General features: G+C 61.1%; 15 protein-coding genes. 6 read left to right on the top strand and 9 right to left on the bottom strand.

Translation table 11 applies throughout. The features are described 5' to 3' along the window. Positions 1–56 precede the first annotated feature (56 nt). Genes glcD through ACA075_RS19190 form a run of 4 tightly spaced genes read left to right on the top strand, consistent with a single transcriptional unit; the run spans position 57 to position 4263 of the window. Positions 57–1556 (top strand): glycolate oxidase subunit GlcD, encoded by a 1500-nt coding sequence (gene glcD, locus ACA075_RS19175; protein WP_497294644.1) that lies wholly within the window; start codon positions 57–59, stop codon positions 1554–1556. Continuing rightward, positions 1556–2620 (top strand): glycolate oxidase subunit GlcE, encoded by a 1065-nt coding sequence (gene glcE, locus ACA075_RS19180; RefSeq protein ID WP_497294645.1) that lies wholly within the window; start codon positions 1556–1558, stop codon positions 2618–2620. Before glcD ends, glcE begins: the two co-directional genes overlap by 1 nt. 3 nt (positions 2621–2623) lie before the next feature. After that, positions 2624–3865 carry a glycolate oxidase subunit GlcF gene (glcF, locus tag ACA075_RS19185; RefSeq protein ID WP_497294646.1) on the top strand — a complete coding sequence of 414 codons (1242 nt, stop codon included), beginning with the start codon at positions 2624–2626 and terminating at the stop codon, positions 3863–3865. After that, a complete protein-coding gene (locus ACA075_RS19190) occupies positions 3862–4263 on the top strand; it encodes a heme-binding protein (protein ID WP_497294648.1) in 402 nt (133 codons plus the stop codon). The genes glcF and ACA075_RS19190 overlap by 4 nt, the downstream gene beginning before the upstream one ends. Before the next feature lie 144 nt (positions 4264–4407). Here the strand turns inward: ACA075_RS19190 and ACA075_RS19195 are convergent, their stop codons facing one another. Further along, entirely contained in the window at positions 4408–4743 is a 336-nt protein-coding gene (locus tag ACA075_RS19195; RefSeq protein ID WP_497294650.1) for a hypothetical protein, read from the bottom strand. Positions 4744–4978: 235 nt separating this feature from the next. Here ACA075_RS19195 and ACA075_RS19200 point away from each other — a divergent pair, with 235 nt between their 5' ends. Then, on the top strand, positions 4979–6439 hold the full coding sequence (locus ACA075_RS19200) for a M15 family metallopeptidase (protein WP_497294652.1): 1461 nt from the start codon (positions 4979–4981) through the stop codon (positions 6437–6439). Between the two features lie 232 nt (positions 6440–6671). On the opposite strand, the gene ACA075_RS19205 is transcribed toward ACA075_RS19200, so the two are convergent. The 5 genes from ACA075_RS19205 to ACA075_RS19225 all read right to left on the bottom strand — a co-directional run bounded on the left by ACA075_RS19205 (position 6672) and on the right by ACA075_RS19225 (position 12627). Next, positions 6672–7130 (bottom strand): GNAT family N-acetyltransferase, encoded by a 459-nt coding sequence (locus tag ACA075_RS19205; protein ID WP_497294653.1) that lies wholly within the window; start codon positions 7128–7130, stop codon positions 6672–6674. A gap of 20 nt (positions 7131–7150) precedes the next feature. Next, positions 7151–7804, bottom strand: a complete 654-nt coding sequence (locus ACA075_RS19210; protein WP_172790649.1) for a peroxiredoxin — start codon at positions 7802–7804, stop codon at positions 7151–7153. Between the two features lie 160 nt (positions 7805–7964). After that, a complete protein-coding gene (locus tag ACA075_RS19215; RefSeq protein ID WP_497294654.1) occupies positions 7965–9362 on the bottom strand; it encodes a purine-cytosine permease family protein in 1398 nt (465 codons plus the stop codon). A 205-nt stretch (positions 9363–9567) separates the two neighbouring features. After that, a complete protein-coding gene (locus ACA075_RS19220; RefSeq protein ID WP_497294656.1) occupies positions 9568–11430 on the bottom strand; it encodes an amidohydrolase in 1863 nt (620 codons plus the stop codon). 192 nt (positions 11431–11622) lie between these two features. Next, the gene (locus tag ACA075_RS19225) at positions 11623–12627 is read right to left on the bottom strand and encodes a helix-turn-helix transcriptional regulator (protein ID WP_497294658.1); all 1005 of its coding nucleotides are present in this window, start codon (positions 12625–12627) and stop codon (positions 11623–11625) included. A 235-nt stretch (positions 12628–12862) separates the two neighbouring features. On the opposite strand from ACA075_RS19225, the gene ACA075_RS19230 reads away from it, so the two are divergent. Then, positions 12863–13135, top strand: a complete 273-nt coding sequence (locus ACA075_RS19230; protein ID WP_497299297.1) for a DUF2790 domain-containing protein — start codon at positions 12863–12865, stop codon at positions 13133–13135. Between the two features lie 44 nt (positions 13136–13179). Here ACA075_RS19230 and ACA075_RS19235 read toward each other — a convergent pair whose 3' ends face one another. The 3 genes from ACA075_RS19235 to ACA075_RS19245 form a co-directional block, all read right to left on the bottom strand. Next, on the bottom strand, positions 13180–14118 hold the full coding sequence (locus ACA075_RS19235) for a LysR family transcriptional regulator (protein WP_497294659.1): 939 nt from the start codon (positions 14116–14118) through the stop codon (positions 13180–13182). A gap of 164 nt (positions 14119–14282) precedes the next feature. Then, positions 14283–15233, bottom strand: coding sequence for an aldo/keto reductase (locus ACA075_RS19240; protein WP_497294661.1), 951 nt, complete (start codon positions 15231–15233; stop codon positions 14283–14285). Between the two features lie 20 nt (positions 15234–15253). Further along, positions 15254–16744 carry an efflux transporter outer membrane subunit gene (locus ACA075_RS19245; protein ID WP_497294663.1) on the bottom strand — a complete coding sequence of 497 codons (1491 nt, stop codon included), beginning with the start codon at positions 16742–16744 and terminating at the stop codon, positions 15254–15256. Positions 16745–16756 lie beyond the last annotated feature (12 nt).

Raw genomic sequence — 16756 nt, forward strand, 5'->3', positions numbered from 1 at the left:
GAGCTTTCAACGCAAACAGACCTCTAATAAAAACAACGGAGGGTCGTGAACCGCCTATGAACATCCTCTACGATGAACGCGTCGACGGCGTTCTGCCTGATGTCGACAGAGCGGCCCTGCTCCAGGCACTGCGCGCTCGCTTGCCAGACCTGGAAGTCCTGCATCAGCGCGAAGAACTCAAACCGTATGAATGCGACGGACTTTCCGCCTACCGCACCACGCCGATGCTGGTAGTGCTGCCGCGCCATATCGACGAAGTCCAAGGCGTGCTCAAACTTTGCCATGAGTTTCATGTGCCGGTGGTCGCTCGCGGTGCCGGCACCGGTTTGTCCGGCGGTGCATTACCACTGGAGAAAGGCGTGCTGCTGGTGATGGCGCGTTTCAACAACATTCTGCACATCGACCCCGCCGCACGCACGGCGCGGGTTCAGCCGGGCGTGCGCAACCTGGCGATTTCCCAGGCAGCAGCGCCGTTCGGCTTGTATTACGCGCCGGACCCTTCCTCGCAGATCGCCTGTTCCATCGGCGGCAACGTGGCCGAAAACGCCGGTGGCGTGCATTGCCTGAAATATGGGCTGACCGTGCACAACCTGCTCAAGGTCGACATCCTCACCGTTGATGGCGAACACCTGACCCTTGGCTCCGAAGCGCTCGACTCGCCCGGGTTTGATCTGCTGGCGTTGTTTACCGGTTCCGAAGGCATGCTGGGGGTGATCACCGAAGTCACGGTCAAACTCCTGCCGAAACCGCAGACGACCAAGGTGCTGCTGGCGGCGTTCGACTCCGTCGAAAAGGCGGGTCGTGCAGTCGGCGACATTATTGCCGCCGGCATCATTCCGGGTGGCCTGGAAATGATGGACAACCTGGCCATTCGCGCCGCCGAAGACTTTATCCACGCCGGTTATCCGGTCGACGCCGAAGCCATTCTGCTCTGCGAACTCGATGGCGTTGAAGCCGACGTCCACGATGACTGCGACCGTGTGCGTCAGGTGCTGGAACAGGCCGGAGCGACCGAAGTCCGCCAGGCTAAGGATGAGGCGGAACGCGTGCGTTTCTGGGCCGGGCGCAAGAATGCGTTCCCGGCGGTAGGCCGCCTCTCGCCGGATTATTACTGCATGGACGGGACGATCCCGCGCCGCGAGCTGCCCGGCGTGCTGCACGCGATTGCTGCGCTGTCGGCCGAATACGACCTGCGGGTGGCCAACGTTTTCCATGCCGGTGACGGCAACATGCACCCGCTGATTCTGTTCGACGCCAACCAACCCGGCGAACTCGATCGCGCCGAAGCCCTGGGCGGCAAGATCCTCGAATTGTGCGTGAAAGTCGGCGGCAGCATCACCGGCGAACACGGAGTCGGCCGCGAGAAAATCAATCAGATGTGCGCGCAGTTCAACAGCGATGAGCTGACCCTGTTTCATGCGGTCAAAGCCGCGTTCGATCCGGGCGGCCTGCTCAATCCGGGCAAGAATATTCCAACCTTGCATCGCTGCGCCGAATTCGGCGCGATGCACGTTCACATGGGTCAGATGCCCTTCCCTGAACTGGAGCGTTTCTGATGCGCAGCGAACACGATATCGATGACAGCGGCGCGCTACTGGACCAGGTTAACCAGGCCCTGCAAAACGCCACGCCGCTGCGCATCCAGGGCGCCAACAGCAAAGCGTTTCTGGGCCGTATCGCGGCGGGTGAAGTGCTCGACACTCGCAGCCACCGCGGCATCGTCAGCTACGACCCGACCGAGCTGGTGATTACCGCACGCTGCGGCACGCCGTTGGCAGAACTGGCCGACGTATTGGACGCGGCGCAGCAGATGCTGCCGTGCGAACCGCCCTCCTTCGGTGACGGCGCCACCGTGGGCGGGATGATTGCCAGTGGGCTGTCCGGGCCGCGACGTCCGTGGTCAGGCTCGGTCAGGGACTTCGTCCTGGGGACACGGGTCATCACCGGCCACGGCAAGCATTTGCGCTTCGGCGGCGAAGTCATGAAAAACGTCGCCGGCTACGACTTGTCGCGCTTGATGGCCGGCAGTTATGGCTCGCTTGGCGTGATCACCGAAGTCTCGCTGAAAGTGCTGCCGAAACCTCGGCAAGCGTTAAGCATCAGCCTGGAAATGGACAGCGATCGCGCCTTGCTGCGCCTCGCCGAATGGGGGCAGCAACCGCTGCCGATCAGCGCCGCGTGTCACGACGGTCAGCGCCTGCACTTGCGCCTTGAAGGAGGCGAAGGCTCGGTGGCGGCGGCGCACGACCGCTTGGGTGGCGAAGTGCTGGAGGCTTCGTACTGGGCGGATCTCAACGAACATCGATTGAGCTTCTTTGATGAAGACCAGCCGCTCTGGCGCCTGTCCGTCCCGCACAACACGCCTCGACTGTCCCTGCCCGGCCTGCAAATGATCGACTGGGGCGGCGCCCAGCGCTGGCTCAAATCCGATGCCGAAGCGGCGTTCATCCGCTCGATCGTCGCGGAAGTCGGCGGGCATGTGACCTGCTATAGCCACGGCCTGATCGACAGCCCGTTCCATCCGCTGCCCGCAGCACTGATGCGCTACCACCGCAACTTGAAGGACCAACTCGATCCACGGGGCCTCTTCAACCCCGGCCGCCTGTACGCGGAGCTTTGACTCATGCAGACCACCTTGAGCGAACAGGCCCGCCAACTGCCCCGCGCCGAAGAAGCCGAAAGCATCCTGCGCACGTGCGTGCACTGCGGTTTCTGCAACGCCACCTGCCCGACCTATCAACTGCTCGGCGACGAACTGGACGGGCCGCGTGGGCGTATCTACCTGATCAAGCAAGTGCTGGAAGGCAACGAAGTCACCCAAAAGACCCAACAGCATTTGGATCGCTGCCTGTCCTGCCGTAATTGTGAAACCACTTGCCCCTCGGGCGTCGACTATCACAACTTGCTCGACATTGGCCGCGCGGTGGTCGATGCGGCCGTGCCGCGCTCGCTGGACCAGCGCTTGTTGCGTGAAGGCTTGCGCAGCGTGGTGCCCAGTCCGGGGTTGTTCAAAGCGCTGGTCAGCAGCGGTCAGGTGTTCCGTGCGCTGCTGCCCAACTCGCTGCAAGCCAAGTTGCCTCGCCACGTGTACCCGGCCAGACAACGCCCGGTCGCCCGCCACGCCCGGCAGGTGCTGATGCTCGAAGGCTGCGTGCAGCCGAGCCTGTCGCCGAACACTAACGCGGCCGCCGCGCGCGTCCTGGATAGACTGGGGATCAGCGTGACACCGGCGCGCGAGGCCGGTTGCTGCGGCGCGGTCGATTACCATCTGGACGCGCAGGCGGCCGGCCTTGATCGCGCCCGCCGCAACATCGACGCGTGGTGGCCGCGCATTGAGCAAGGGGCCGAAGCCATTGTGCAAACCGCCAGCGGTTGCGGCGCCTTTATCAAAGACTACGGCCACCTGCTCAGCACCGATCCGGCGTATGCCGAGAAGGCCAGAAAGGTCAGCGCACTGGCCAGGGATCTGGTTGAAGTGTTGCGCGAGGAGCCGCTGGACACGCTCGGCATTCACAGCGACCAGCGCCTGGCCTTCCATTGTCCCTGCACCTTGCAGCACGCACAGAAACTAGGCGGTGCGGTTGAAGCGCTGCTGACGCGACTGGGTTTCAACCTCACGTTCGTTCCCGACGGTCACCTGTGTTGCGGCTCTGCGGGCACCTATTCGCTGACCCAACCGGAGCTGTCCCGGCAACTGCGCGACAACAAACTCAATGCGCTGGAAAGCGGTCATCCCGAAGTCATTGTCACGGCCAATATCGGCTGTCAGTCCCACCTCGACGGTGCCGGTCGAACCCCTGTCCGGCACTGGATCGAACTGGTCGAAGCCGCGTTGCCCTCATCGAGCCCTGGAGTATTCCCATGAAAAGCAAAGCCGTCCTCAGCCAGATCGAAGTCAGCCGGATTCTCAGCGCCGCACGCAACGAAGCCCAGAACAATCAATGGGCCGTGACCATCGTGATTGTCGACGACGGCGGCCATCCCCTGGCGCTGGAGCGCCTCGACGGGTGCGCCCCGATCGGCGCCTACATCGCCACCGAAAAGGCCCGCACCTCGGCCCTTGGCCGGCGTGAATCGAAAGGCTATGAAGATATGGTCAACGGGGGACGGCACGCGTTTTTGTCTGCGCCGTTGCTGACCTCGCTTGAGGGGGGTGTGCCGATCATTGTCGATGGCCAGGTGATCGGCGCGGTCGGCGTGTCCGGCGTGAAGGCCGAGCAGGATGCACAAGTGGCCAAGGCCGGTGCGCAGTGCCTGAACTGAGCTTCAATGCCGCAGAACCTGCAGGAGCGAGCTTGCTCGCGATAGCGATCTATATCCAACACAAATGTTGTCTGACAGTCCGCTATCGCGAGCAAGGAACTGCGGTGGCCGAGGCTGGCTGGCAGCAGGCTTCACCCTGTTTTTTCACTTACGCGCCAACTTGTACCGCACACACTCTTCATAAAAACTCTGCCGGACGTCCGCCGGCTTGTAGCGCGACTTGCTGTCGTAGGTCTGCTCGGTGATGCCCATCGCCATCATGCGCATCCACGCCTTGCTGAATTTGTAGGCCTGTATCTTCTGCCGGGCGGCATACAGGGAGACTCCGGCCAGCTTGAGTTCCTGGGCCCTCGCCGCCGTGCCCGCCCCCCAGCTGCACATGTACCGTTCATTGGACGCCAGCTCCTTGGCATGGGCAGAGGCCGCAACGCTGGCCAGGGCAAACGAGATCATCGTGACAAATACACTTCGCAATTGCATTCCGCCTAACCACCTGAAAATGAAGTGATTTTGGCGACAACCTGAACGCTTCGGGGCCAGCAAAATGCCTCTTTTTCACCCCCTGCGACAGCATCGCGGTCGCCTTTGCGCTTTCCGTGGTAATGCCTGCACCCAGACATGAATCAGCCAGACACTGGCGGTCATGGTTTAAGATCCGTTTGAAGCGTCCTCCGGACTCGACATCCACTTCATGCGCTTAAACCTGAAGGTTCGTATGCCCTCCTCGCTACCATTGCCGGTTCTATGCCCCCGCCTGCCCGCCCGCACGTGGCTGCGGTCACTGCTGTTACTGAGCGCCATCCTGCCAGGCATCGCCAGTGCTGAGCCAAGACCCGACAACATGGTCTACCTGCACACGATTGATCCGACCATCGAGCAAGACATTCGCTACGCCAGCGCCCACAACTTCACCGGACACTCGCTCGACGGATACGCCGCTGCCGAGTGCCTGCTGTCGCTGGACACCGCCCAGGCCCTCGCCCGGGTGCAACAGGCACTTCAAAAGCAAGGCTACGGCTTGAAGGTGTTCGATTGCTATCGACCCAGCCGGGCGGTGGCCGATATGGGCCGCTTCGCGACTGAGCCGGGTGATCCGCGCAAAGCCGAGTTCTATCCGCGCGTGGACAAACAGGACTTCTGGCGCCTGGGTTATGTGGCGCGGGTGTCGAATCACTCCAGAGGCTCAACCGTGGACCTGACGCTCATCGGTCCCAAGTCACTGCCCGCCGACACCTGGACACCCAAGGCCGCGCAAGTCGATTGCACCGCGCCTTATGCCCAGCGCTGGCACGACGGCGCACTCGACATGGGCACCGGGTACGATTGCTTCGATGAGCGTGCGCATACCGCCAACCCGACGATCAATGCCACTGCAAAAGAAAACCGTCAGCGACTTAGCAGCGCCATGGAGAAAGAGGGATTTGCCGGTTACTCGAAAGAGTGGTGGCACTTCACTTTCGGTGGAGACGGAACGCCCAAGAACGTGATGGATTTTCCCATCACGCCGCTGAGTCCCAGCGAGGTGCTGGACACCAGCCGCCAACTGATTGTGGTCACCACAAAAAACTGGGGCGACATTCAGGGCATCGCCCAGCGCTATGAACGCGACGGGGCAAACTTTCGAAAAGTCGGTGGCGGGTTTTCGGTGGTGGTCGGCAAGAACGGGTTGGCGTGGGGTAAGGGTTTGGGCAACGTTGAGCATGGTGAAGGACCGGTCAAACGTGAAGGTGATGGGAAAGCACCTGCGGGGATCTTCAAACTCGGCACTGCGTTTGGCTACGACAAGACCGCCGAGACAAAGCTGCCTTATCTCGCGCTGAACTCGACCACTGAATGCGTGGATGACAGCAAATCCGAACGTTACAACGAACTGGTCGACGGCGCGGCGATAGCCAAGGACTGGAACAGCTCCGAGCAGATGCGCAAAGAGGATGGGTATCGCAAAGGGATCTTTATCGAGCACAACACGCCAGCGTCACCGGGTGACGGCTCATGCATCTTTTTCCATATCTGGCGGGGGCCTGCCTCGCCTACGTTGGGGTGTACGGCAATGGATCAGGGGGATATTTCGCAGTTGTTCGAGTGGCTGGATCCTCGTGAATCTCCGGTGTTGGTGCAGATGCCTGAGGGGGAATATGAGCAATGGCGCGAGCGATGGGAGTTGCCGCCGCGTTGATCGAATGCGGGATAACCACGTTCCAGCGGGGTATCACAGAGGCCCTGTAGCAGCTGCCGAGCCTGCGAGGCTGCGTTCGGCTGCGCAGCAGTCGTAAAATCAGACGACGCGGTGTTTCAGGAAGACCGCAACCTCAGGTTTTACAACTGCTTCGCAGCCGAACGCAGCCTCGCAGGCTTCGCCAGCTGCTACAAGTTCAGCGTTGTTGATGAGGGAGGTTGTTATGCCTTGGTCAGCCCTGCTTCAAATCAAGGCAGTAGGTGTAATACCCCGGATCGCGGACGTAACCCAATGATTCATACAACCGCTGCGCCGCAAAATTATCCGTGGCCGTTTCCAGCACCATGCCCTTGGCGCCGGTCGACAGCGCAAAGGCCCGGGCAGCGTTCATCAGCAACCTGCCCACACCCTGCCCCCGAGCCTCGGGAGCGGTGAACAGGTCGCTGAGCAGCCAGGTGCGGTGGGCGTCAATGGAGGAGAACGTCGGGTACAGCTGGACGAACCCCAGCGCATCACCGGAAAGGTCAGATGCGAAAAAGATCACGGATTCATCCCGATCGATGCGTTCAGCGATGAAATCCCGGGACTGCTGCAAGTTCGAGGGCTGGCCGTAGAAGCCTCGATAAGCGTCGAAGAGGTGGGCGATTGTGTCGATGTGCGTTGCCTCAACACGCAAGACTTGAACGGCCATGCCTGGGGTCTCCGTAGGGGCTACTTTGGTTGCGCCACCGTGCGCAAATAAGGTTTTACCGTCTTGAAACCCTCCGGGTATTTCTTCTTCGCGTCCTCATCGGACACAGAAGTCGGGATGATCACGTCCTCACCCGGACGCCAGTTTACCGGCGTGGCAACGGTGTGCTTGGCGTTCAGTTGCAGTGCATCGAGCAGACGCAGTACCTCATCAAAGTTGCGCCCGGCACTCATCGGGTAGATGAGCATCGCCTTGACCTTTTTGTCCGGCCCGATGATGAACACGGAACGCACGGTGGCGTTGTCCACGGCCGTGCGCGCGCCGCCGCTGGCATTCGGGTGGATCATGTCGTAGAGCTTGGCCACCACCAGGTTTTCGTCGCCGATCATGGGGTAGTTGACTGCATGCCCCTGGGTTTCTTCGATGTCCTTGGCCCAGCTCGCATGGTTACTGACGGGGTCGACGCTGAGCCCGACCACCTTGGTGTTGCGTTTGTCGAATTCCGGCTTGAGCCCAGCCATGTAACCGAGTTCAGTGGTGCACACCGGGGTGAAGTCCTTGGGATGCGAGAACAGGATCGCCCACTTGTCGCCAATCCACTCATGGAAATGCAGCGTGCCCTCGGTGCTTTCGACGGTAAAGTCCGGTGCTTCGTCGCCAATGCGGATGGTCATGATCGTTCTCCTGATTGTGAGTTCTTGGGGAAGCCGTCGGAACGCGAGTCGCTGTTCCAACGGCATTCGGGATCTGTGTTGAACCGGTCAACGCGGATCAGTATAGGAGACGCTTCAAGACCTGCCGGTAACCGGTACATTCACTTTGTAAGTCGTTGATTCAGGCCTTTGAAGGCTGCTCAGGCAACACCGCCAGCGCTGATGTTCTCGCCAGCAGGTAGTAGAGAATGCCCGGCACCACCAGCCCCACGATCCAGGAAATATCCACTCCGCCGAGCTGCGCGACCATTGGCCCGGAGTAGAAATGCGTGTCGACGAAAGGCAACTGGATCAACACGCCGACGACATACACGCTGATCCCACGCACATTCCAGCGACCATAACGACCCGCCGGATCGGACAACGCCGCAATGTCGTAGCGCTCCTTGTTGATGAAGTAGTAATCCACCAGGTTGATCGCGCTCCACGGCGTGAAAAAGGTCAGCAGAAACAGGATGAAGTACTTGAAGGAGTTGAGGAACGAGTACTGCCCGAGCAACGCCAACGTGGTGGACGCCGCGACAATCACCAGCACAAACACCATGCGCTGGCGGGCGGTGATCTCGAGACGGCTGCGAAAGCCACTGATGATTGTGGCCACGCACATGAAGCTGCCATACGCGTTGAGCGTCGACACGGTGACCTTGCCGAACACCACGCTCAGGTACAGCAGCGAGGCCATCACCCCGGTACTGCCCAGGCCGACAATGGTTGCCACCTCATGACCGCGGAAATTCGCGCCCGCCAAGGCGGCGGCGAACACGCCCAGCACCATGGACGCCTGGGCGCCGAGCACAGTGCCCAGGCCCACGGCCGCGAAGGTCTTCCAGGACGAGGTGTTGCTCGGCAAGTAGCGTGAATAGTCGGCCACGTAAGGGCCAAAGGCGATTTGCCAGGACGCGGACAGCGACACGGCCAGCAGGAATGTGCTCCAGCCGAAGTGACGGTTTTCCAGCAACAGGCCGATATCGTTGAGCGTCATCAGCCGGGTAAACAGGTAGGCAAAGGCAATGATGCCCAGCACGCTGGCCACCCGTCCGACCAGGTGAATGACCCGATAGCCGAAGATCGTCAGGAACGCGATGCAGGCGGCGAAAATCAGGATGCCGGCGCTATCGCTGACATGAATCAACTGGGCAATGGCCTGCCCCGACAGGACCGCGCCGGTGGCGCTGAAGCCGAGGTACATCAGGCACACCAGGACAATCGGGATGGCGGCCCCATAGACGCCGAACTGCACACGACTGGAGATCATCTGCGGCAGCCCGAGTTTCGGCCCCTGGGCGGCGTGCAAGGCAACGACCGCACCGCCGAGCAACTGCCCGATCAGCAAGCCGATGAGTGACCAGAACACGTCACCGCCCAGCACCACGGCGAGCGCGCCGGTGACGATGGCCGTGATCTGCAGGTTGGCGCCGAGCCACAGGGTGAACTGGCTGTAGAGGCTGCCGTGACGCTCGGCCTCGGGGATGTAATCGATTGAACGGGTCTCGATCAGGGGACTTCGTTGTTGGGTCATTGCGGTGTTCTCTTGTTATGGGTAGACGCCAATGTCCGGCGGTTAAACGCGATCCCCATGTGGGAGGGAGCCTTTGTGGCGAGGGGGCTTGCCCCCGCTGGGTCGCAAAGCGGCCCCAAAGATGGGACTGCTGCGCAGTCCAACGGGGGCAAGCCCCCTCGCCACAAAGGCTCACTCCCACAAGGATTGGGGCAGTCAGTTGCTTTTATTGTTGTTGAGTCATGGCGACTTGAGCCGGCCGCTGTTCAAGCCCCACAAACGGCGCCTTCGCCCACACGACCTTGCCTCCGACCATCGTCAGCACCACGTTATTGCGCGCCAATTCTTCCTCGGGCACTTGCATGAAGTTTTTGTCCAGCACGATGAGGTCAGCAAACTTGCCCACTTCCACCGAGCCGACCACCGCGTCCAGTTTCAGCTGTTCGGCGGCGTTGATGGTGATGGTGCGCAGCACCTCCGTGCGCGACAGCGCCGGGTCGGCATTCAGCCGGCCAGCGTACTTGGGGCCGTAGCTGTGGGGGTTTTGCGGGTCGCCTGAGCGGGTGACGCCCACCTTCAGCGCGAGGAACTCGTCGAGCGGGTCGACGGGCCAGTCGCTGCCATATGCCACTCGACCGCCAGCACGGGCGATGCTGCCCGACGGCTCCATGCGGGCGAAACGCTGGACGCCCAGGTGATCGCTGGTGCCATCGACCGTGGATGGCGCCTGCTGGGCCCACTGGAAGGACATGTTGGCGGTCACGTCGAGTGCCTTGAAGCGTGAGTAATCGGCAGGGTCCACGGACTCGTTGTGAGTAATGGCCGGGCGAAAACCATTGCCGGGTAATTGCTGGCGCACGTATTCGATGCCGTTCAGTGAGTCGCGCACTGCCCGGTCGCCGGTGGCGTGCAGGTGCGGGTCGAGGCCGGCCTGCACGGCTTGCAACAGCAACGGCTTGAGCACTTGCGGCGGGAAGTACAGCTCACCGACGTTGGTGCCGGGAGTCCATTTCGGCGCCTTTTCGGTGCCGGCATTGCGCAGGTACGGCGTCAGCATGGCCCCCGTATCTGCCGGCGCATTGATGATGCCGTCCATGAACAATTTGACGTGGCGCATGCTCACGCCCGGCGCGGGTTTGGCTTCTCCCTGATCGTAAGTCGTGGCCAATGCCTTGGCGTCGGCGATGGTTTTTGTCGGATCCGCAGCAGCGGCGGCCGGGTCCAGTTTGATCGCCAGCAAGGCCCGGGCGGTCAGCTCGCCCGACTGTTGCAGGCTGGTGAATGCCTTGCCATTTTCGGGCCCGGACAAGGCATCGAAGAAACTGGTGATGCCTTGCTGGCGCATCGCGTCGAGTGCCGCGCGGGTCTGGTTGAGTTTCTCTGCATCGGTGGCGGGCGGCACCACGGCGGCCATGGTATCGGCCGCGCCGTCTTCGCAGATGCCGTTGGGGTTGCCGGCGCTGTCGCGCACGTATTTGCCATCGCTCGGATTGGCGGTGTGCTTGTTGATGCCGGCCACGGCCAGGCCGCGGGAATTGGTCAGCACGGTATGGAAGTCGGTGGAGCGGACCTGGATCGGACGCTGGGTCTTGAGCGCATCCAGCGTCGATTTGTCCGGGTCGCCGTCGAGTCCGTCCATGCCCATGCGGTCCCAGCTGCCCACTTCGAGCCAGACATCGGGGCCTTTGTCCTTGTCGGCGTCCAGGCACGCTTGAATGGTTTCCTGGAACACCTTGCGCGTCATTGTCTGGTATTTCAGGTCGCACAAGGTCATGGCGCGGCCACCGTCCCCCGGGTGCATGTGCGCATCGATGAAGCCCGGCATCAGCATGCGCCCGGCCAGATCGATCAATTGGGTCTGCTTGCCGATGTACGAGGCCACCCCTTCATCGCTGCCGACATAGACGATCTTCCCGCCCGTCACGGCAATCGCCTGCTGCACGGAGTTCTGGCCATCGACGGTGTAGATGTAGCCGTTGCGCATCACCATTTCAGCGGGCGTCGAGCCCTGGGTCTGACACCCCACCAGCGCCATGGAAGAAAGTGCCGTAGTGGTCGCAATCGCGATAAACAGCCTGGAAAATTTCAACTGCCTTACCTCTGTTTTTATAGTTTTGGAAGTGGCCCGGGCAGACTGCCGTTCAAGCCCCTGATATGCAGGGCCTACCCTATAGAGCGCGGCAGTCGGAGGGACCTCCACAAATGAGGAGGGGCAACACAAATAGCCCAGCAACAAATCCCCCCTGTGGGAGCGAGCCTTTAGTTGGGGAGATTTGTGGAGTTAATCGCGGCGCGTTGCGTCTCGCAGGACGGAGCCCAGCTCCACCTTGCTTTTCACGCCAAGCTGCAAGTAGCAATTGCGCAGATACGTGCGCACGGTCGCCGGGCTCAAGGTCAGGATTTTCGCGATCTCTTTGTAGGAATGACCGGCCGCAAACAGCATCGCCGCCGTCCGCTCCCGTGGCGCGAGCACTGCTGCGCGTGACTGCGCTTCGAGCGAGAGAATCACATGCTCCGCGTTCGGGCTCAGTGTCAGCGCACAGCGGCCCAGACGCATCACACACGGGGCTTTTTGCAGTTGGGTAATCACCTCGGCCGGCAGCATCGAACCGCTCCACCCGGGCAACTCGCGCTGAATGGCGGCGCACAGGCTTGCGCCGACGTACAACAGACTGCCGTCCAAACGCGCCACGCCGAAGTCGGTCGCGCCGTTGCCGGTGTCGATGCGGATCATGTCTTGCACCTGGAACCGCCACAGTTGCAACAGGTGGTCGCAGAAGGCTGAAAACAACGCGGCCTCGCTGTCGTTGAACGCCGGAGCATCAATGCCGCGGTAGAGACAGACGAAAAACATCAAACCGCTTTCCGGCAACTCGAAGGTGATGCACATCGGGTGGTAGAGGTCGTGGCGCCGAGCGAAGGCGTCCACGGCTTCATCGGGGTCGGTGAACCCGCTGTCGCGCACGACCGCACCGGGTTGACTCAAAGTGTCATGGGAGAACTTGTCGCGACCTGCGCTCTTGTGCCATTCGGCGGCGAACGATTCGGGCAGGTTGATACGCCCGTGCATCCAGCTTTTAGGCGGTGCGTTGGCTGCTGATGCGGACATCTCGCCCCACCACGCCGACGCAAAGGGCACCAGTTGGCGGAACGCTTGCAGGCCTTCGGCGATGAACTGCGAGGCGCCCCGTTCCCGAGCCAGCCGCCCCAGATGGAGCACGCAACGATTGAACGCCTTGAGCGTCGCCATCGACGGCGTTGCGCCGACTTCATCACCCTCCTCCATCGTTTTGATCCTGTTCGCTGTACGACGTATTTTTTCGAAGATGCCATAGGTGCAGGTGCAGCGCCATTGGCTTCTTCCAAGCCTGCCATTGATGCCTGATCCGGCAACAGTGTTTGTCCAGCGGGCCGCTATTTGAGGGCGCGTTAACCCCCTAGCATCGTCTCTACCCGGTGAGCCAATGGAGTCCGTCTCCATCGGCTCACGCCGGGTCAATCAAGACGAAGAGGTGAACGACATGAAAGGTTTAAAAATTGCGCTGTTCCTGGCGCTGGGCGGTATAGGCGCACAGGCCTTTGCAGACGACAGCTCGTCTACGGCCGAAGCCAGTAAAACGCCGGTTGAAAGCTACTCCTACGGCACCAAACTGGACATCAAGAAAATCATCACCGTGACAGAGATTGCGGACGAGTGCGGACCGGTCCCGGCCCGAATGACCTATGAAGATTCCCAAGGTCAACGCCATGTCCTTCAGTACCAGGTCATGGGTACCGGATGTTCAAATGGTTGATGCCTGCGCAGATGATGGAGGGTCGACACTCCACACCTGCAACGTCATCTTTTTTTCGCTGAGCCGACGATTTTTTCATCCGCAGCCAGTACGTCCGGAATGGAGTGTTTGAGAAACTCCACCCAGGTCTTTATTTTTGCATCGACGAACTTTCGTGACGGATAGATCGCATACAGATTCAGCGCTTCAAGGTGGTGCCCGGGCAATACGCGCACCAAAGTGCCGGCTCGCAGGCCATCGACTGCGGACGCGATGGGTTGGATACCAATCCCCATGCCATTGGTAATCGCGACAGTCATGCCATCGGCGGTGTTGATGTGAAAGGGCGAAAGCGGAACGTTGATGGTCTCCACGCCGTCCGGCCCCTCCAATACCCAGTTCTCAACCGGCATCACCGTATTCACGATTTTCAGACAGTCATGTGTGGCGAGCTCGGCCGGGGATTCCGGTTGTCCGCGTTTTTTCAAGTACGCCGGCGAGGCGCAGAGAATGCTGTAGGTGATGCCGAGTCGCTGCGCGACAAAACCTGAATCGGGCAAGTCCCTGGCTAGCACAATCGACATGTCGTAGCCCTCCTCCAGCAAATCCGGCAATCGATTGGTCAGGGTCAAATCAAACATGACCGTCGGGTGCAGCTCTCTGTACTTGGCAACGGCATCGATCACGTAGTGATTGCCGATGGCAGCCATCGCATGAATCTTCAGGCGGCCCACAGGCTGGGTGTTCGCGGTGCCCGCTTCCTCGTCGGCCTCCCGCACCTCTTCAAGAATCCTCTCGCAACGTTCCAGGTAACGCAGGCCGGCTTCGGTCAGCGCCAGGCGGCGGGTCGTGCGGTTGATCAGCCGTATGCGAAGCCTGGCTTCCAGGCTGGAAACCGCTTTGGAAACGTTGGTCGTGGTGGTGTCCAATACCTCCGCCGCCGCCGTAAAGCTGCCGCTCTGGGCCACCGCCACGAAAAACCGCAGGGTCTGGAACACGTCCATCGTTTTCACCTCGGGGGATGGAAAAGGGGCGGCCTTGGAGGGTAATGCCGATCAGTTAAGGCGCGAGACCTGTGGGAGCGAGCTTGCTCGCTCCCACAAGGATTGCGGCGTTCAACGCCTCGTTTGATCGGCACTACTCGACAAGAGCGCCCCGTCATCATCGGTTACTTCTTGCGCGGAATAAATCCTGGGACACCGGTTTCCACCACTGAGTTGAATCGAATCCTGGTGGTGATGTCGTTCTGAATTTCAACCATGGCCCGTTGCGGCAAGGTCGAAATATCGAAGTTTTCCCGGATATGACTCGGTGTCGCAGACGTGGTCAGGAACGCCACTCCACGCTGCACCGACCAGGCCAACGCCACTTGCGCGGGGGTCTTCTGCACACGCTGGGCAATCTGGGTGATCACCGGGTCTTGCAGGACATTAGGCTCCATGCCGTGGCCCAGCGGCGCAAACGCAAGCACGATAATCCCATGCTGTTTGCAGAACTCGAGCAGTTCCCATTCCGGCAGATACGGGTGGGCCTCGACTTGCACCACGGCCGGTTTGATCCGCGCCACTTCGACTATTTCCTGCAGTTTTTCCAGGGTGATATCCGACAAGCCGATGGCCTTGCAGCGGCCTTCATCCACCAGGCGCTCCATTGCCCTCCAAGTCTCGATGAGCGTGACGCCGTCGTCGTAGATCACGTGCCCTTCGGCATCCCTTGGGTCCTGGTTATCGCCGGGTTGAAAGGCAAAAGGCGTATGGATCAGGTAGCAATCGATGTAGTCCACCTGGAGGCGCCGGCAACTGGCCTCGAACGCCGGTTCGACGCGCTCGGGACGGTGGTTGGTGTTCCACAGTTTGGTGGTGACGAAGAGGTCTTCGCGGCGGACTTTTCCGGCGTCCAGCATTTCCTTGAAGGCCACGCCGACCTGTTCTTCATTTCGATAACGCTCGGCGCAATCGAAATGGCGAAAGCCCGCTTCCAGCGCGTCCTTGACCGCTTGGGTGGTGACGCTGAGGTCGCGAAACAGGGTGCCAAATCCCACGGCCGGCATTTCAACGGAGCCGTGGTTCAGCGCAAATTTCGTGTCGCGAAGGTCATCGGTAAAGTGTTCGTAAGTCATGTCTGTACTCCAATCTCTGGCTATTGATACGAAGGTTTCGCTGCTTCGCGACTGGCAACGCGCTGCTCGAACGCGCCGACAGAATTACCGCCAAGCGCCACGTACAGCTGCACGGTGTCGAGGTATTGCGCGGTCTTCACGCGGATCTGGCCGAGTAACGCCTGCTCGTAGGCACGCTCGGCTTCCAGCACCTGGAGGATGCTGTTCTCGCCTTGCGCATAGGCTTGCTGGTTCAAGCGCAAACTGGTGTCAGCGGCGCGCAACGCGTCTTCCTGCGCCCGATTTTGCTCAGCGCCGTGGTTGATCGCTTGCAACGAGTCCGCGACCTGACCGAACGACTGAATGACGGTCTGCTGGTAGCCGGCGAGCGTCGCCTTGTAGCCGTCGACCGCCGCCTGACGTTCAGCCTTGAGCGTTCCGCCATCGAACAGCGGCCCTGCAATCCCCGCCGCGAAGCCCCAAAGCGCGGCGCCGCCATTGCCTGATGCGGCTTGCGCCAGCGACGCGGACAGCGTGACGCGGGGGTAAAGATTGGCGGTGGCGATGCCGACTGCCGCGCTGGCCATGTGCAGTTCGGCCTCGGCTTGCAGGACGTCCGGTCGACCGTGGGCCATTTCCGACGGCAAGCTGACGGGCACGTTCGCCGGCAATACGAACTCGGCAAAATCGAAGTCCGGCGCGCTCCAGTCACCCGGGCCTTTGCCCGTCAGAATCGACAACGCGTGACGTGCGGCATCGCGCTGCTGAGCGAGGGGCGGCAGCAGCGTGCGGTCCTGGGCAAGCCGGGTTTCGGCCAGGGAAACGTCGATCTGCGTGGTGGTGCCGCTGGTGTGGGCCATGCGCACGAGGTCGAGGTTCTTCGCGTCATTGGCCAGCAGCTTCTCGACGGCCGCGATCTGCGCGTTGGCGGAAGCCACCAACAACGCCTGGCTGGCGACATCGCCGGTCAGGGTCAGGTACGCCGCTTCGTAACGATGTTTCTGCAGCGCGGTGAACGCTTCTTGCTGTTCGATCACACGTTTGTTGCCGCCGAATACATCAAGGTCAAAACCGACCCGCGGCCCGATGGCATAGAAGTTAGAAGTGGCAGGCTCCTTGGCGTTGTGTACCCGTTGGCGACCTGCCGTCGCGCCAAAATCGACTTGCGGATACAGCGCCCCTTCCGCCGCGGCCACTGAAGACGCGGCTTGCCGGATCGTTGCGTCCGCCGCCACGAGTTCAAGATTGCCCTCGATGGCGCGACGCACCACGTTATTGAGCTTCTGCGACTGGAAGGCTGTCCACCAGTCACCGCGGACCTTTTTACCCAAGTCGATGCGTTGTTCGCCGGGCGTGTTGCCGCCCTGGCCGAGGCGTTGCTCGGCCTGTTGATCGTAATGCTGCGACAGGCTCGGTGGCTGCATTTGATAGTCAGGGCCGACGGTGCAGGCAGTCAGGAACGCCAACGCCGATACCGCACCGAAGGTGGTTTTGAACAGTTGTCTGTTGATGAAGCGTGCAGAGGATTTCATTGGGCAAACTCC

The sequence above is a fragment of the Pseudomonas sp. LBUM1663 genome, assembly GCF_059695905.1.

What these genes read in the sequence shown, in the direction of transcription:
- ACA075_RS19240 (WP_497294661.1), bottom strand. Translation starts at nt 15,233, where the DNA reads ATGACTTACGAACACTTTACCGATGACCTTCGCGACACGAAATTTGCG.
- ACA075_RS19230 (WP_497299297.1), top strand. Translation starts at nt 12,863, where the DNA reads ATGAAAGGTTTAAAAATTGCGCTGTTCCTGGCGCTGGGCGGTATAGGC.
- ACA075_RS19200 (WP_497294652.1), top strand. Translation starts at nt 4,979, where the DNA reads ATGCCCTCCTCGCTACCATTGCCGGTTCTATGCCCCCGCCTGCCCGCC.
- glcE (WP_497294645.1), top strand. Translation starts at nt 1,556, where the DNA reads ATGCGCAGCGAACACGATATCGATGACAGCGGCGCGCTACTGGACCAG.
- ACA075_RS19235 (WP_497294659.1), bottom strand. Translation starts at nt 14,118, where the DNA reads ATGGACGTGTTCCAGACCCTGCGGTTTTTCGTGGCGGTGGCCCAGAGC.
- ACA075_RS19195 (WP_497294650.1), bottom strand. Translation starts at nt 4,743, where the DNA reads ATGCAATTGCGAAGTGTATTTGTCACGATGATCTCGTTTGCCCTGGCC.
- ACA075_RS19225 (WP_497294658.1), bottom strand. Translation starts at nt 12,627, where the DNA reads ATGGAGGAGGGTGATGAAGTCGGCGCAACGCCGTCGATGGCGACGCTC.
- glcF (WP_497294646.1), top strand. Translation starts at nt 2,624, where the DNA reads ATGCAGACCACCTTGAGCGAACAGGCCCGCCAACTGCCCCGCGCCGAA.
- ACA075_RS19210 (WP_172790649.1), bottom strand. Translation starts at nt 7,804, where the DNA reads ATGACCATCCGCATTGGCGACGAAGCACCGGACTTTACCGTCGAAAGC.
- ACA075_RS19245 (WP_497294663.1), bottom strand. Translation starts at nt 16,744, where the DNA reads ATGAAATCCTCTGCACGCTTCATCAACAGACAACTGTTCAAAACCACC.
- ACA075_RS19205 (WP_497294653.1), bottom strand. Translation starts at nt 7,130, where the DNA reads ATGGCCGTTCAAGTCTTGCGTGTTGAGGCAACGCACATCGACACAATC.
- ACA075_RS19215 (WP_497294654.1), bottom strand. Translation starts at nt 9,362, where the DNA reads ATGACCCAACAACGAAGTCCCCTGATCGAGACCCGTTCAATCGATTAC.
- glcD (WP_497294644.1), top strand. Translation starts at nt 57, where the DNA reads ATGAACATCCTCTACGATGAACGCGTCGACGGCGTTCTGCCTGATGTC.
- ACA075_RS19190 (WP_497294648.1), top strand. Translation starts at nt 3,862, where the DNA reads ATGAAAAGCAAAGCCGTCCTCAGCCAGATCGAAGTCAGCCGGATTCTC.